This is a genomic window from Brevibacillus sp., assembly GCF_003521185.1.
Classification (GTDB): Bacteria; Bacillota; Bacilli; order Brevibacillales; family Brevibacillaceae; genus Brevibacillus; species Brevibacillus parabrevis.
Genome location: NZ_DOTK01000071.1, coordinates 1 through 14826, shown reverse-complemented (window position 1 = coordinate 14826; position 14826 = coordinate 1). Strand labels below are relative to the sequence as shown.

The 14826-nt window shown below is 51.7% G+C and carries 17 protein-coding genes; 16 read left to right on the top strand and 1 reads right to left on the bottom strand.

Annotated features, from left to right (window positions below):
* Nucleotides 1–37 precede the first annotated feature (37 nt).
* From hslO to lysS, 16 genes are all read left to right on the top strand, one after another.
* On the top strand, nt 38–910 hold the full coding sequence (gene hslO, locus DEP07_RS21440; RefSeq protein WP_122966735.1) for an Hsp33 family molecular chaperone HslO: 873 nt from the start codon (nt 38–40) through the stop codon (nt 908–910).
* 37 nt (nt 911–947) lie between these two features.
* Nucleotides 948–1850: a peptidyl-prolyl cis-trans isomerase gene (locus DEP07_RS21435; RefSeq protein ID WP_280649333.1), complete on the top strand. Its 903-nt coding sequence runs from the start codon at nt 948–950 to the stop codon at nt 1848–1850.
* Nucleotides 1851–1931: 81 nt separating this feature from the next.
* The gene (gene cysK, locus DEP07_RS21430; RefSeq protein WP_122966733.1) at nt 1932–2864 is read left to right on the top strand and encodes a cysteine synthase A; all 933 of its coding nucleotides are present in this window, start codon (nt 1932–1934) and stop codon (nt 2862–2864) included.
* A 122-nt stretch (nt 2865–2986) separates the two neighbouring features.
* Entirely contained in the window at nt 2987–4480 is a 1494-nt protein-coding gene (locus DEP07_RS21425) for an anthranilate synthase component I family protein (protein WP_280649336.1), read from the top strand.
* Nucleotides 4481–4497: 17 nt separating this feature from the next.
* Nucleotides 4498–5085 carry an aminodeoxychorismate/anthranilate synthase component II gene (gene pabA / locus DEP07_RS21420; RefSeq protein WP_280649334.1) on the top strand — a complete coding sequence of 196 codons (588 nt, stop codon included), beginning with the start codon at nt 4498–4500 and terminating at the stop codon, nt 5083–5085.
* A gap of 131 nt (nt 5086–5216) precedes the next feature.
* Nucleotides 5217–6860, top strand: coding sequence for a PhoX family protein (locus DEP07_RS21415; protein WP_173599985.1), 1644 nt, complete (start codon nt 5217–5219; stop codon nt 6858–6860).
* 20 nt (nt 6861–6880) lie between these two features.
* On the top strand, nt 6881–7090 hold the full coding sequence (gene tatA, locus DEP07_RS21410; protein WP_173598161.1) for a twin-arginine translocase TatA/TatE family subunit: 210 nt from the start codon (nt 6881–6883) through the stop codon (nt 7088–7090).
* A gap of 76 nt (nt 7091–7166) precedes the next feature.
* Nucleotides 7167–7901, top strand: coding sequence for a twin-arginine translocase subunit TatC (gene tatC / locus DEP07_RS21405; RefSeq protein WP_122966729.1), 735 nt, complete (start codon nt 7167–7169; stop codon nt 7899–7901).
* 33 nt (nt 7902–7934) lie between these two features.
* The gene (gene pabC, locus DEP07_RS21400; RefSeq protein ID WP_122966728.1) at nt 7935–8780 is read left to right on the top strand and encodes an aminodeoxychorismate lyase; all 846 of its coding nucleotides are present in this window, start codon (nt 7935–7937) and stop codon (nt 8778–8780) included.
* A gap of 52 nt (nt 8781–8832) precedes the next feature.
* Entirely contained in the window at nt 8833–10020 is a 1188-nt protein-coding gene (gene folP / locus DEP07_RS21395; RefSeq protein ID WP_254223495.1) for a dihydropteroate synthase, read from the top strand.
* Nucleotides 10021–10022: 2 nt separating this feature from the next.
* Complete coding sequence (gene folB, locus DEP07_RS21390; protein ID WP_063227483.1) at nt 10023–10394, top strand: dihydroneopterin aldolase; 372 nt, start codon at nt 10023–10025, stop codon at nt 10392–10394.
* Entirely contained in the window at nt 10391–10921 is a 531-nt protein-coding gene (gene folK, locus DEP07_RS21385) for a 2-amino-4-hydroxy-6-hydroxymethyldihydropteridine diphosphokinase (protein ID WP_287102989.1), read from the top strand. The genes folB and folK overlap by 4 nt, the downstream gene beginning before the upstream one ends.
* Nucleotides 10873–11079, top strand: a complete 207-nt coding sequence (locus tag DEP07_RS21380; protein ID WP_083955635.1) for a helix-turn-helix domain-containing protein — start codon at nt 10873–10875, stop codon at nt 11077–11079. The genes folK and DEP07_RS21380 overlap by 49 nt, the downstream gene beginning before the upstream one ends.
* A 69-nt stretch (nt 11080–11148) precedes the next feature.
* A complete protein-coding gene (gene dusB / locus DEP07_RS21375) occupies nt 11149–12177 on the top strand; it encodes a tRNA dihydrouridine synthase DusB (RefSeq protein WP_122966726.1) in 1029 nt (342 codons plus the stop codon).
* A 218-nt stretch (nt 12178–12395) separates the two neighbouring features.
* Nucleotides 12396–12872 carry a transcription elongation factor GreA gene (gene greA, locus DEP07_RS21370; RefSeq protein WP_063227480.1) on the top strand — a complete coding sequence of 159 codons (477 nt, stop codon included), beginning with the start codon at nt 12396–12398 and terminating at the stop codon, nt 12870–12872.
* Nucleotides 12873–12975: 103 nt separating this feature from the next.
* A complete protein-coding gene (gene lysS, locus DEP07_RS21365; RefSeq protein ID WP_173599989.1) occupies nt 12976–14496 on the top strand; it encodes a lysine--tRNA ligase in 1521 nt (506 codons plus the stop codon).
* A 122-nt stretch (nt 14497–14618) separates the two neighbouring features.
* Here the strand turns inward: lysS and DEP07_RS21360 are convergent.
* Nucleotides 14619–14826: hypothetical protein (locus DEP07_RS21360; RefSeq protein ID WP_287102988.1), on the bottom strand; the 208-nt coding region annotated here is incomplete at its 5' end.

Here is a 14826-nt window from a genome sequence, read left to right as displayed (position 1 = left end):
CCATTTGAACATTGGATGCAAGAAGGAGGATCGCCAGATGAGCGATTATTTGATAAGAGCAACCGGATTTGACGGACACGTACGTGCTTTTGCTGCACGGACGACAGATATTGTGGAAGAAGTGCGCCGCCGCCACGATATGTGGAACACGGCAACGGCAGCGACAGGACGTACTTTGACCGTCTCTCTGATGATGGGAGCCATGTTAAAAGGAAACGAGAGCCTCTCTGTCAAAATAAAAGGGGGAGGTCCGATTGGGCAGATCGTCGCTGAGGCCAATGCCGATGGCGAAGGGATTGCCTACGCTACCAACCCGCAAGTGCACTTCGAGCTGAATGAAAAAGGCAAGCTGGATGTAGCGCGTGCCGTTGGAACGGAAGGCTTTGTGTACGTGACAAAAGATTTGGGACTGAAAGAGCCTTATCAAGGCAGCTCGCCGATTGTCTCAGGTGAAATCGGGGAAGATCTCACTTACTATTTTGTCGTGTCCGAGCAAACGCCGTCAGCGGTAGGCGTAGGTGTGCTGGTAAACCCGGATGACCGCTCCGTCTTGGCGGCTGGCGGCTTTATTCTTCAGCTTTTGCCGAACACGCCTGAAGAGGTCGTGGCAAAAATCGAAGAACGCTTGGGACAGCTGCCGCAAGTTTCCCGCATGATTGGCGAGGGCTTGTCGCCGGAGGAAATTTTGGCCCGCGTATTGGACGAGCCTAAGTATCTGAGCCGCACAGACATTGTATTCCACTGCAAGTGCAACGAGGACAAGGTGGTTCAGGCTCTGATCAGCATGGGACGCGAAGAGATGGAGAGTCTTCTTGAAGAGCAGGGCGAAGCGGAAGTTCACTGTCATTTTTGCAATGAACGTTATCACTATGACAGAGCCGCGTTAGAGAACATCATGAAAGACATGTAAGGACAATCGCGCGGCGTCAACTAAGGGAGAGGATGGCATGACCAATGTAAAAGGGTTGTGGGCATTCATTGGGGCGCTCGTGTTGCTGTTGCTTGCCGTGACCTGGGCCTGGTTCCAGTCGTCAGGCAAGCTGCAACCTGCGGCTATCGTCGGAGATGTGAAAATCAGTGAAGCCGAGTATGTATCGGCGCTCAAACAGAAGTTCGGGGAGCAGGTTCTGAACGATCTCATCAATCGGGAGGTCGTTTTTCAGGAGGCGAAGCGCTTGGGTGTCAGCGCCGATCCGAAACAGGTTGAGCAGGAACTGGAACAAATTCGCGACAGCTATGGCAGCCGTACGGACAGCGAGTTTCAGCAAGCGCTGCAAAAGCAGGCTGGAACGAGCCTTGATGCGGTGAAGCGGGAGATTACTTATCAAATTCTGCTGCAAACATTGGCTACCAAAGATATCTCGGTTAGTGACGACGAAGTGATGAAAGTATATGAAAGCCGGGCAGATCGGTATACGCGCCCGATGCAGGTGCGACTGTATCAAATTGCCGTTGCATCCCAAAAAGAAGCGGAGCAGGTAGCGGCCGAATTAAAGCAGGGGGCCAATTTCCAGACTCTCGCCAAGGAACGCTCGATCGACCAAAAAACGGCGACCACAGGCGGAGATTTGGGGTGGGTATCCCTGCGCGACCCGAAGCTGCCTGATGAAGCGTGGAGCGAAATAGAAAGCTTGAAGGCAAAAGACAATAGCCGAGCGGTCAAAACCGGGGATCAATACGTCATCTATCACCTGGAGCAGAAGCGGGATGCGACACAGAGAACTTTTGCCGAGGTAAAAGAGGAATTGCGCCGGGAAATTGCCTTTGCGCAAGTGGAATCTCTCGATGTGGTTTTGGAGCGGATGCGCGAGTCCGTAGGTGTTCAGATTTCTGGGCAAATGCCTCATTGACCAAATGGGCGACCGTTGATATAATTATGACAATAAATCCTAGCGTTTTACTCGGCTTATTAATATAAGGGGGCAGGACATATGCGCGTGGCTAATTCCATTACTGATTTGATTGGATTTACTCCGCTTGTGAAGCTGAATCGTGTTGTCACCGAAGATATCGCAGATGTTTACTTGAAGCTTGAGTTTTTCAACCCGGGAAGCAGCGTGAAAGATCGGATCGCGCTTGCGATGATTGAGGCAGCCGAAGCGGATGGCAGCCTGAAGCCAGGGGATACGATTATTGAACCGACGAGCGGAAATACAGGAATCGGCCTGGCGATGGTCGCTGCTGCAAAAGGCTATCGCGCCATTCTGGTCATGCCGGAGACGATGAGTATCGAGCGCCGCAACTTGCTGCGCGCGTATGGTGCGGAACTGGTGCTCACTCCAGGTGCCGAAGGAATGGGCGGAGCGATTCGCAAAGCGGAAGAGCTTGCAAAAGAAGACAGCACCTACTTTATTCCGCAACAATTCAAAAACAAAGCCAACCCTGCTGTGCACCGCGATACGACAGCGCGTGAGCTGTTGGAGCAGGCAAAGGAAATTGGCGGCGTTGATGCTTTTATTTCCGGGATCGGAACAGGCGGAACGATCACAGGTGTCGGTCAAGTCTTGCGCGAGCACTACCCAGACGTGCGGATCGTTGCCGTAGAGCCGGCAGCATCCCCAGTATTGTCCGGCGGCAAGCCAGGACCGCACAAAATTCAAGGAATCGGAGCAGGCTTTGTTCCGGAAATTCTTGATACGCAAATTTACGACGAAATCATCAAGGTAGAGAACGAGGAAGCTTTTGAAACAGCTCGCCAAGTAGCTCGCAAGGAAGGCATTCTCGGCGGCATTTCTTCGGGGGCAGCGATCCATGCGGCTTTGCAAGTAGCTGCCAAGCTGGGCAAAGGCAAAAAAGTCATCGCTATCATCCCATCCAACGGCGAACGCTACCTGTCTACTCCTCTGTACCAATTCGAGGATTGATTGGCAAAAAATACGGGAGGCCACGGTATGCCATTTTGGCTGCGTGGTCTTTTCTTTTTGCCTGGGACGACTATATAATGAACGGATAAATAGTGAAAAAACCGGAGCGTGAAGCGAAATTGATGTTCCCTACCTTTGCCCAGTGCCAGTCGTACGCATTGACATATCCTTTTGTTCCTCTTACTCTTCGCGGTAAATGGTCTTCCGAAATCGATCCTTGGCAGGTGCTGACTGCCTTGCAGCCGTCCATGCAGGATGCTGTTCTTTTGGAAAGCGGCCGAGTGGGAAGGTACACGTTTTTGGCTTATCAGCCTGTAGCTACCTTGCGCAGTCAGCGAGGGGAAACGATCGCTGTTTACCCCGATGGTCAGGTAGAAAATGTGGAAGCGGACCAACCGCTTGATGCATTGCGAAAATTGCTTGCCCGCTATCGCACGCCAGTCGTTCCAGATATGCCTGATTTTTCCGGTGGCGCAGTGGGGTATCTCAGCTATGATATGAATCGCTTTTTTGAGCCTACGCTCCCCGAGATCGCAACGGACGACTTACAGTTGCCAGACCTGTATGTTATGATAATGCAAGACCTTGTTGTCTTTGATCATCAGACGCGAGAGATCGTCTGTCTGACTCATTTGTCTGCAAAAGAGTTGAGCGAAGAGACTTATCGCCGAGCGGAGGAACGCCTTGCAAAAAGGCTGAATTCACTGGAAAATCTTGTGGTGAAGACGGATGCCGAAGACTGGGAGCAATTGCGCAAAAGACCGCTGGTTCATGAGACGCCAGCAGCGGTGTCTTTTGCCAAAGATCAGTTCGAGGATGCCGTCCGTCGGGTTCAGGAGTATATCGCCCAAGGCGACGTTTTCCAGGTGAACCTGTCTGTGCGGCAAAGCAAACCAATGCAGGTGACGGCGCCGGATGTGTATCAGGTGCTGCGCAAGCTGAATCCGTCTCCTTACATGGGCTACCTCAGCTTCCCGGAGTTTCAGCTGGTCAGCGCTTCCCCTGAGCTGTTGGTGAAGGTAAAGGGCGGGGAAGTTCATACACGCCCGATCGCAGGGACGCGTCCGCGCGGGCAAACCGATGAGCAGGATGAGGCATTGGCGCGTGAGCTGATCGACAACGAAAAGGAGCGCGCAGAGCACGTGATGCTGGTCGATTTGGAACGCAATGACCTGGGCCGCGTCTGTCGTTTTGGCAGCGTGGAGGTCAGCGAGTTCATGGTCGTGGAGAAATACTCGCACGTGATGCATATCGTCTCCCATGTAAAAGGAGAGCTGGCCCAGGGCAAAGATGCTTTCGATGCGGTAGCGGCCACTTTTCCGGGCGGAACGATTACCGGAGCGCCAAAAGTTCGGACGATGGAAATCATCGAGGAGCTGGAGCCGGTCAAACGTGGCGTGTACACAGGATCAATCGGCTGGTTTGGCTTTAACGGCGATGTAGAGGTCAATATTGCCATCCGGACGATGGTCGTCAAGGATGGAATGGCTCATGTGCAGGCAGGAGCAGGCATTGTGATCGACTCTGTCCCCGAGGCGGAGTACGCCGAGTCTTTGAAAAAGGCAGAAGCGTTGTGGAAGGCCCTAGAGATTAGCGAGCAGAGAACGATGAGTTGAGAGGAGATGAGAGTAAGATGATTTTAATGATCGATAACTATGATTCCTTTACGTACAACCTGGTGCAGTACGTAGGTGAGCTTGGCGAAGAGCTGCAAGTGTACCGCAACGACAAAATCACGCTGGAAGAAATCGAGCGGCTGGCTCCCGATTACTTGATGATCTCGCCTGGCCCGTGCACGCCAAACGAAGCGGGGATCAGCATGGAGGCCATTCGCCACTTTGCGGGGAAAATCCCGATTTTGGGAGTGTGCCTGGGACACCAGTCGATTGGACAAGTGTTTGGAGCAAAAGTCATTCGCGCCGAACGGTTGATGCACGGCAAAACGTCTGAGGTCATTCACGACGGGCAGACGATTTTTCAGGGCATTCCTTCCCCTTTTACAGCGGCACGTTATCACTCCTTGATTGTGGAGGAAGCGTCCATCCCGAGTGAGCTGGAAATTACGGCGCGAACCGCTGAAGGCGAGATCATGGCATTGCGCCATCGGGAATATCCGATTGAGGGCGTGCAGTTCCACCCCGAATCGATTATTACCGAGCACGGCAAACAGCTACTGCAAAACTTCCTCACCACCTACGCCCGACATACGACAGGATCATGAATGCATACACGACAAAAATCGCCTGATTTCAGGCGGTTTTTTCATTTACAGACTCTTTATACAGCGTTTACTCTCTCTCGACATTCGGCTTGTACAATGAAGCGAAAGATGGCGAAAAAGGAGAGAGTGAAATGGATGTAAATCGTCGACAGTTTTTGACTTATCTAGGAGCAGGTACAGCAGCACTGGCATCGATGGCAACCGGAATCCCTGCCTTGGCAGCAGGGAGTACCTTGTCTGGAAAAACAGCCGATCATCTGTTTGGCCTCGAAACAAAAAACCACCATTTCAACCCGAAGTTCAAGGAAATCCATCCGACAACGAAAGACGACGTCGTCCTGCCAGAGGGATTCAAGTACGATGTGATCGCTTCCTATGGAGACAAGATCAACGCGGCTGGCGACACTTTTGGCTTCAACAATGACTTCACCTGTTTTCTGCCCATCGAGGGCAAATCAGACCATGGACTGCTTTGGGTAAATCACGAATATTTAGGTGAGTTGGAATATTATGTGAACGGATACGATTACTTGAAAGCGGACGCAGAAGACAACAAGCGCACTCCCGAGCAAATCAAAAAGTATTTGTACGCGCTGGGCGGCTCTGTCATCGAAATCAAAAAGGAACAAGGCAAGTGGAAGCTGGTTGCGGACTCCAAGTACGGCCGTCGTGTCAGCGGGCTGACCAAACACGTACTGACAGGGCCGGCAGCTTCGATCGCCAAAGAAGTAACCGGGACGTTTGCCAACTGCTCTGGCGGCGTGACACTGTGGAATACAGTTCTTTCCTGTGAGGAAAACTACATGGACGTCGTAGGCGATTGCAAGCTGCCTGAGGCAAACCATTATGGCTGGGTTATTGAAGTAGATCCGTTTGATCCGAAGTCGACTCCGAAAAAGCATACAGCGCTCGGCCGCTTCTCCCACGAGAATACTGCCATGGTGCTGGCGCCATCAGGTCAACTGGTCGTATACATGGGCGATGATGCCAAAGACCAGTACGTGTACAAATACGTTTCCAAAGCGAAGTTCGATCCGAAGGCGGGGAAAGGCAATTCCCGGCTGCTGGAGGAAGGGACGCTTTATGTCGCCAACTTTGGCAAAGGCAAATGGGTCGCGCTGGATTTGGCCACCAATGACGCTTTGAAAAAAGCCGTGAATGCGGAAGGCAAGCTGCTGTTTGCTTCCCAGGCTGACGTTTTGGTCAATTGCCGCGAAGCTTCCAAAGCGGTTGGAGCTACTCCGATGGATCGCCCTGAAGATCTGGAAGTCCATCCGATTGACGGTTCCGTGTTCATCGCCCTGACGAACAACGACAAGCATGGCAACTTCTACGGGCAAATCGTGCGTTTGTTCGAAAAAGACAACAACCATGCAGGCGGCGAGTTCACGTTTGAGATTTTTGCCGCAGGCGGTCCGCAAAGCGGTTTTGCTGCGCCGGACAACATGGCGTTTGACAGCGCAGGCAACCTGTGGGTCGTTACGGACATCTCTTCTTCCTCCATGAACAGCGGGATTTACAAATCGTTTGGGAACAACGGGGTATTTTTCATTCCGACTACGGGCAACAACAAAGGACAGGCTGCACAGTTTGCCTCTGCTCCGGTAGGCGCGGAAATGACAGGGCCTTGGTTTACGCCTGATGAAACAACGCTGTTTTTGTCGGTACAGCATCCGGGCGAAAACCTCAAGGACTACAGCCAGCCAACCAGCCATTGGCCAAAAGGCGGAAATGCAGCAGCTTTGCCGAGCGTGATTGCCATTACTGGTTTCTAGGACAAGGAGTGTAGCGCACCATGCTATCGAGCATCGGGATTCCTGGACTGATCTTGATTTTGATCATCGCACTGATCGTTTTCGGGCCGAGCAAGCTGCCGGAGATCGGTCGCGCTTTTGGTCGTACGCTGACGGAGTTTAAAACGGCTGCCAGAGATTTGACCAAGGACGACGATGAAGGCAAAGACAAAGGCGCGGTCGGAGAAGAAGCGGTAAAACGAAGCAACTAATTCCGGCGTGGGAAAAGGCGGTGCGTTCATTTGGCGCACTGCCTTTTTGCAGCGCAGCGCGTAAGGAGGAGAGCTTGTGAATCAGGAGATGCCTGTTTTGGAGCATCTGAGTGATCTGCGCCGCAGACTGCTGATCGTGGCTGCGACACTGGTCATCGGCATGATCATCTGTTTTTTGTTTGTCGATCACATTTACCTGGCGTTGTCGAATCATTCCGGCGAAAAACTGGCTATCCTCGGCCCGGGTGATATTTTGTCAATCTATGTAAAGTTGTCTGCGGTTGGCGCGGTAGCTGTCACAATTCCTGTGGCTGCCTATCAGACGTGGCGATTCGTCGTTCCGGCATTGGAGGAGCGGGAGAGAAAAGTGGCGCTGATGTACATCCCGGCGCTGTTTCTGTTGTTCTTGTTCGGGCTGTCTTTTGCCTACTTTGTCTTGTTTCCGATGATGTACCAATTCGTGCTGGGGCTGTCAAACGGGAATTTTGAACTGGTGATTACGGCAAATGACTACTTTAGCTTTATGTTGAATTTGTGCCTGCCGTTTGGACTTTTGTTTGAGCTGCCTGTCGTCGTGCTGTTTTTGAGCCATCTGGGCATTTTGAATCCGCATCGATTGGCCAAAATGCGCAAGCCTGCCTACCTGGTGCTGGCGATCATTTCGATTACGATTACTCCGCCCGACTTTTTGTCCGATATTATGGTGATTGTTCCATTGATCGTTTTGTACGAAATCTCGATCACAATCTCGCGCTTTGTTCATGGCAAGCGTGCTTCCGAATCTGCGCTCTCCCCGGAAAATATGGTATGATGCTCTCGACAATAGTATCGGGAGAGTGCGCAGATGCACATTTATGCAAACGGGACAATTTGTCCGGCTCATGAGGCGAGTGTATCGATTTTGGATCACGGTTTTTTGTATGGCATCGGTCTGTTTGAAACGTTGCGCGTATACGATGGCAAACTGTTTCTGTGGGACGACCATTTTGCCCGGCTGAGTTCCGGGCTTTTGGCGTTGCAAATCAAGCTTGTCTGGTCAAAAGAAGAGCTGGCGGATGCCATCAGGCAAACCGTCGAAGCGAACGGACTGAGGGACGCGTATGTACGTCTCAGCGTCACGGCGGGGCCGGAAGGGGTAGGCTTGGTAGCTGGCGGCTACGAGCGCCCATCTTTGTTTGTATTTGCCAAGCCGGTTGCCGCGCTTGAGGTGCCGCCCAAGCCGAAGCGTCTCCAGACGTTGGCATTGCCGCGCCAGACGGCGGAGGGGCACCAGCGGTTTAAATCGCACAACTACCTCAACAACGCATTGGCTCGCCAGGAGCTGGGGGCGCGCACGGATACGGAAGGGCTGTTTTTGACGCACGACGGTTTTCTCGCGGAAGGCATCGTCAGCAATCTTTTCTGGGTCAGGGACGGGCATCTGTTCACCCCTTCTCTGGATACGGGCATTCTCGATGGGGTGACTCGCCGCCATGTTTTGCGCTTGGCCGAGCAATTGGCGATCCCGACAGCAGAAGGACGGTATCGGCTGGAAGACCTGCTTGCGGCGGATGAAGTATTTACGACCAACTCTGTGCAGGAAATCGTGCCTGTGCTGGAGGTGGACGGGACTTTCGTTCCAGCGGTCTACGGGAAATACACGAACGAACTGCACCTCGCCTACCGTCAGTCTGTAGCGACCTTCATGTAAATTATGGTATGCTACTAATCAACATGCGAAGACGGAAAAAGGGAGTAGGTCCATGAAGTACAATCCATTTCGAATCCATGCGGCAACCGTCGACGAAATGATTGCGGAGCTTGCCGATCGGGGCGTTTTTGGCCATTTGGCTGAACAGTTGGCTGAGTGGCGAGCAGGTTTGATGATCCATGTGGAAAACATGAGCAGCGAGCTTGCCGAACAAGTGCGGCAGAACATGCTCGCGACCGGGGCCGAGGCGGTTGTGTCTGGGCAACCGGGTACGATTGAGCGAAAACGGATGCTTTTGCTCGCGGGCCACAAGCAGTTGGAGCAGGCCCTGCAACAGCTGGAAAAAAGCGCTGGCGAGTCTGGCGCGGTGGCGGCAGAGGTACGGGAGATTTTGGCGCTGCCGTCTCGCCTTCGAGCCAGACAAAAGCTGGACTGCGGACAGTACACACTTCCGCTTGGCGAGCGCACATTGGTGATGGGGATTTTGAATGTAACGCCCGACTCCTTTTCCGACGGCGGCCGTTTTGTGGATGTGGAGCAAGCTTTGTCGCAGGCGCGCGCCATGGTGGAGGCAGGGGCGGATGTCATTGACATCGGCGGCGAATCGACACGCCCGGGAGCGATGCCTGTAGAAGAGGCTGAGGAGCTGGATCGGGTGCTGCCTGTCATTCGGCTTTTGACAAAGGAGCTGTCGGTTCCTCTTTCGATTGATACATACAAGGCGGCGGTGGCGGAGCGCGCACTGGACGCTGGGGCGCATATCATCAACGACGTTTGGGGAGCAAAGCGCGATCCGCGCATGGCCGAAGTAGCTGCGAAGAGCGGCGTGCCAATCATTTTGATGCACAACCGCCCTGACACCGACTACCAGCACTTTTTCTCCGATTATGTCAGAGATTTGCGAGAATCCGTACAGATTGCCTTGCGCGCGGGTGTGCGTGAGGAACAGATTATTCTCGATCCGGGGATCGGCTTTGTCAAAACGGTCGAGCAAAACCTCGAAACCATGCGCAGACTCGATGATCTGGTTGCTCTCGGCTATCCGGTTCTGCTCGCGACCTCGCGCAAGCGGATGATCGGGCATGTCCTCGACTTGCCAGTAGAGGAACGGGTAGAGGGCACGGCAGCGACTGTTGCCCTGGGCGTAGCCAAAGGCTGCCATATGGTTCGGGTGCACGATGTAAAAGAGATGAAACGGGTCACCAAGATGATGGATGCGATGATGAAGGGGGGCATTTAATGATGGACAAAATTTATTTTAATGGCATGTCGTTTTATGGCTATCATGGTGTCTTTGGCGCAGAAGCCGAGCTGGGTCAGCGTTTTTATGTCGATTTGGAGCTTCTTGTCGACTTGTCGCAGGCAGGGGCAAGCGATGATCTGCAGCATACCGTCAATTACGCCGATATTTTTACTTGTGTGCAAAAAATTGTCGAGGGCGAACGGTTCAATCTGGTTGAAAAGCTGACTGCTGTAATTGCCGAGCAACTTTTGACGACTTTTCCGTTGCAAGAAGCCAAAGTAAAGGTGACCAAGCCCAATCCTCCGATCAACGGCCACTATGAGTCGGTTGCCATTGAAATGACGCGTAGAAGAGAGGATTTTGCTTCATGAGTGTGGTAGCGTATCTGGGGCTTGGATCAAACCAGGGCCATCGTGCGGAAAATTTGCGTCAGGCGATCCAGAAGCTGAACGAACAGCCGGGAATCCGGGTTTTGCGCGTATCCGCTGTTTATGAGACAGAGCCGTTCGGCTACGTCGAGCAAGAGGCGTTTTTGAATATGGCTGTGGCGATAGAGACAGCCCTTTCTCCCGAGCAGCTATTGGATGCGGCTTTGTCGGTAGAGCGCGTTCTGGGTCGCGTTCGAACCATTCGTTGGGGGCCGCGTACGATTGATATTGACCTCCTTTTGTATGGCACCTCCAGTGTGTCGCTGGAGCATCTGGTTATCCCGCACCCTGGTTTGAGCGAGCGCGCTTTTGTGCTGGTTCCGTTGCGAGACATTTGGGAGGGCGATGCTTTGCCTGGTTACAGCCAGACCATTGACCATTATCTTTCCTTATTGGCAGAAGATCACAAGGGGGTACGAGAGTGGGGAGCAATCAACTGGGAAATCGGATCAGATCCTTTCGGAAGTTAAAAGGGTATACACAGCAGTCCCTTTCGGAAAAGCTGGGAGTGTCGCTGTCGTTCGTCGGATCGCTGGAGCGGGGGACTCGCACGCCGACAGAACCTGTACTGCGCAAGATCGCCAGCACTTTACAGGTCGACTATGAAGAATTATGTGCTATAAAATAAAGGATAGGCAGTTTGGATGAGTCTCACCTCTCCAAGACCCCGCATATCGGGAATAGGAGGTCGAAATAGATGAAAATCGGAAATATTGAACTGAAAAATAACGTGGTTCTCGCCCCGATGGCAGGTGTTTGCAACCCTGCTTTTCGTTTGATTGCGAAAGAATTTGGGACAGGACTTGTCTGTGCGGAGATGGTCAGCGACAAAGGCATCGTGCACGGCAATAAAAAGACCATCGACATGCTGTATGTCGACGAACGCGAGAAACCGCTGAGCTTGCAGATTTTTGGCGGTGACAAGGAAACGCTCGTTCCAGCGGCGAAGTATGTAGATCAACATACGAACGCAGACATTATCGACATCAACATGGGGTGTCCTGTTCCGAAAATTACGAGCTGTGATGCAGGTGCTCGCCTGTTGCTCGACCCGGACAAAATTTACGAGGTAGTATCGGCTGTTGTCGATGCTGTCGAAAAGCCGGTTACGGTCAAAATGCGACTGGGCTGGGATGAAGAGCACTTGTATGTCCTGGAAAACGCCAAGGCGGTTGAGCGTGCAGGCGGCAAAGCCATCGCCGTCCACGGTCGGACTCGCGTGCAAATGTACAAGGGTCAGGCGGACTGGAGCTGGATCGGACGAGTGAAGGAAGCTGTTTCCATCCCGGTTATCGGCAACGGTGATGTGGCGACACCAGAGGACGCTCGCCGCATGCTCGATACGACGGGTTGCGACGGCGTCATGATCGGACGCGCTGCACTCGGCAATCCGTGGATGCTGTACCGAACCATCCAGTACCTGACGACAGGAGAACTGGTTGCGGAGCCGTCCGTGCGTGAAAAAATCGACATCTGTTTGTTGCACGCGGAGCGTTTGATTGCATTGAAGGGGCCGCGAGTAGGTGTGCTGGAAATGCGCAAACACGCAGCATGGTATTTGAAGGGGCTGCGCGGTTCGACCCATACGAAAAACCTGGTAAACTCTGTGGAGACGGAAGAAGAGCTTCGTCGGGTTTTGACTGACTATGTCGACTGGGTGGAGAACTATGATGGAGACCTTGAAGAGCCTTTGGAATCGACTCGTGACGAGGCGGTCAGTTACTAAACTGGTTGTTTATTCCAGACATTGACAAGGGTTCCTTCATATCCTATAATACTCCGTAATATTGGGAGCCAAGCTGCCAGTCAACTCTGGCAGCTTTATCTTTGAACCCTCAAAGTTGGTTGTGTTCTGCTGTATATTGTATAGAACAACTACATATAATCCTTTGTACTTTACCCAGTACAAATGGAATCATTTTTTAATAACGGGGGAATTGAACCATGTCTGAAAAAGAAGTTTTCCTGACACCAGAAGGTTTAACAAAGCTGGAGCAAGAGCTTGAAGATTTGAAAACGGTTAAACGAAAAGAAGTAGCAGCAAGGATTAAAGAAGCGATCAGCTTTGGAGATATCAGTGAGAACTCTGAATACGAAGAAGCAAAGAATGAGCAGGCGTTCATTGAGGGCCGCATTCTGACGCTGGAAAAAATGCTGCGCAAGGCTACGATCATCACGAATGATGACGTGGACACAGGCGTAGTAAGCGTAGGTTCCAGAGTAAAGCTGAAAGACCTGGAGTTTGGCGACATCGTCGACTACACGATTGTAGGTTCGGCTGAATCCGACCCGATGAACAACAAGATTTCCAACGAATCTCCTGTAGGTCAAGCGCTTTTGGGCAAATCCAAAGGTGCTGTGGTAGACGTGAACGTACCAGCAGGCGTGATCCAGTACGAGATTCTCGATATTAACCTGTAAGCAGTTTATCCATGGCGTACCTTATGTGAGGTACGCCGTATCACTATTTTAGTGCCCTGTACAATACTGTTAAATCAGGCATTTTTTAGAGGAGTGAACAAAAATGGCAAACGAGCAAGACCTACAGCAGGAAGATCAGCAACAGGAAGGGCTGCACGAGCTTCTTCAAGTGCGCCACGACAAAATGAATCAAATTCGCGAGTGGGGCTTCGATCCATTTGGGAAAAAGTTCGAGCAAACCCACCACGCTGCTGATATTGTGAAGGCATTTGGCGACAAGACCAAGGAAGAACTGGAAGCCGAAGAAAACGTCGTTACAATCGCCGGTCGCCTGATGGCAAAACGCGCGATGGGTAAGGCGAGCTTCGCCCAGCTTTTGGACCGTTCCGGCCAAATTCAAATCTACGTGCGCCAGGACACGATTGGCGAAGAAGCGCACAAAGTGTTCGACATCAGCGATATTGGCGATTTGATCGGAATCCGTGGTGTTGTTTTCAAAACAAAAACAGGCGAGCTTAGTGTGAAAGCCAAAGATTTCACGTACCTGTCCAAGTCGCTTCGTCCACTCCCTGAGAAATACCATGGTTTAAAAGATATCGAGACGCGCTACCGCAAGCGCTATGTCGACTTGATCGTAAATCCGGAAGTGCGCGATACGTTTATTACGCGCAGCCGCATTTTGACTTCCATGCGCCGTTATTTGGACAGCCTTGGCTATCTGGAAGTGGAGACGCCAACTCTTCACGCGATTGCCGGCGGTGCTTCTGCGCGTCCGTTCATTACGCACCACAATGCGTTGGACATGCAGTTGTACATGCGTATTGCGATTGAGCTGCATTTGAAACGACTGATCGTGGGCGGACTGGAAAAAGTGTATGAAATCGGCCGTGTATATCGGAACGAGGGTATTTCTACACGACACAACCCAGAGTTCACCATGATTGAATTGTACGAGGCGTATGCCGACTACCAGGATATCATGACCCTGACAGAAGAGCTGATCGCGCACATTGCGCAAGAAGTATTGGGCACGACCAAAATTGAATACCAAGGCAACGAGATTGATCTGACGCCAAAATGGCGCCGTGTGCACATGGTTGATCTGATCAAGGAAAATCTCGGCGTAGATTTCTGGAAGGAAATGAGCGACGACGAAGCGCGTGCACTGGCAAAAGAGCACGGAGTAGCTGTCGAGCCGCATCATACTTTTGGACACGTTGTGAATGAGTTCTTTGAACAAAAGCTGGAGCATACGCTGATTCAGCCTACGTTTGTGTATGGTCACCCTGTAGCGATTTCCCCATTGGCGAAAAAGAACGATGAGGACCCTCGCTTTACAGACCGTTTTGAGCTGTTTATCGTCGCGCGTGAGCATGCCAATGCGTTTACAGAGTTGAATGATCCGATCGATCAGCGCGAGCGTTTTGAAGCTCAGCTTCTGGAAAAAGCGGCAGGCAACGACGAAGCGCATGAAATGGATGACGATTTCATCGAAGCGCTGGAGTACGGCATGCCGCCAACAGGTGGTTTGGGTATCGGAATCGACCGTTTGGTTATGCTTTTGACCAATTCTCCTTCTATTCGCGATGTATTGCTGTTCCCGCATATGCGTGCGCGTGATTAATCGAGAATCGAGAGTAGTACAAAGCCGTTTGAATTTTGTTCAAACGGCTTTTATTTTTTACTTGCATTTAAAAAAGTATAGTGGTAAAGTAGTCAATGTTCTTCTTTTTCCTACATAATCGATTACGGCCTGAACAAAAAAAGCACTTGCTTTTGTTGCGAGGTATGTGGTAGATTAGTGAAGTCGCCGTTAAACAACTTTAAAAAAGTGGTTGACACGACTTGGACAACCTGATAAGATGAAATGGTTGTTGCGAAAATGCTCTTTGAAAACTGAACAGCGAAAGCGTTGATGAGTCTATCATTAAATGATTTGCCAGCTTTGAACCAG

Bases quoted from the DNA above. Each gene is read 5' to 3' on its own strand.
- folK (WP_287102989.1), top strand. From the start codon at position 10,391: ATGAGTGTGGTAGCGTATCTGGGGCTTGGATCAAACCAGGGCCATCGT.
- tatA (WP_173598161.1), top strand. From the start codon at position 6,881: ATGCTATCGAGCATCGGGATTCCTGGACTGATCTTGATTTTGATCATC.
- greA (WP_063227480.1), top strand. From the start codon at position 12,396: ATGTCTGAAAAAGAAGTTTTCCTGACACCAGAAGGTTTAACAAAGCTG.
- DEP07_RS21425 (WP_280649336.1), top strand. From the start codon at position 2,987: ATGTTCCCTACCTTTGCCCAGTGCCAGTCGTACGCATTGACATATCCT.
- hslO (WP_122966735.1), top strand. From the start codon at position 38: ATGAGCGATTATTTGATAAGAGCAACCGGATTTGACGGACACGTACGT.
- lysS (WP_173599989.1), top strand. From the start codon at position 12,976: ATGGCAAACGAGCAAGACCTACAGCAGGAAGATCAGCAACAGGAAGGG.
- folB (WP_063227483.1), top strand. From the start codon at position 10,023: ATGGACAAAATTTATTTTAATGGCATGTCGTTTTATGGCTATCATGGT.
- cysK (WP_122966733.1), top strand. From the start codon at position 1,932: ATGCGCGTGGCTAATTCCATTACTGATTTGATTGGATTTACTCCGCTT.
- pabA (WP_280649334.1), top strand. From the start codon at position 4,498: ATGATTTTAATGATCGATAACTATGATTCCTTTACGTACAACCTGGTG.
- pabC (WP_122966728.1), top strand. From the start codon at position 7,935: ATGCACATTTATGCAAACGGGACAATTTGTCCGGCTCATGAGGCGAGT.
- DEP07_RS21435 (WP_280649333.1), top strand. From the start codon at position 948: ATGACCAATGTAAAAGGGTTGTGGGCATTCATTGGGGCGCTCGTGTTG.
- folP (WP_254223495.1), top strand. From the start codon at position 8,833: ATGAAGTACAATCCATTTCGAATCCATGCGGCAACCGTCGACGAAATG.
- DEP07_RS21415 (WP_173599985.1), top strand. From the start codon at position 5,217: ATGGATGTAAATCGTCGACAGTTTTTGACTTATCTAGGAGCAGGTACA.
- dusB (WP_122966726.1), top strand. From the start codon at position 11,149: ATGAAAATCGGAAATATTGAACTGAAAAATAACGTGGTTCTCGCCCCG.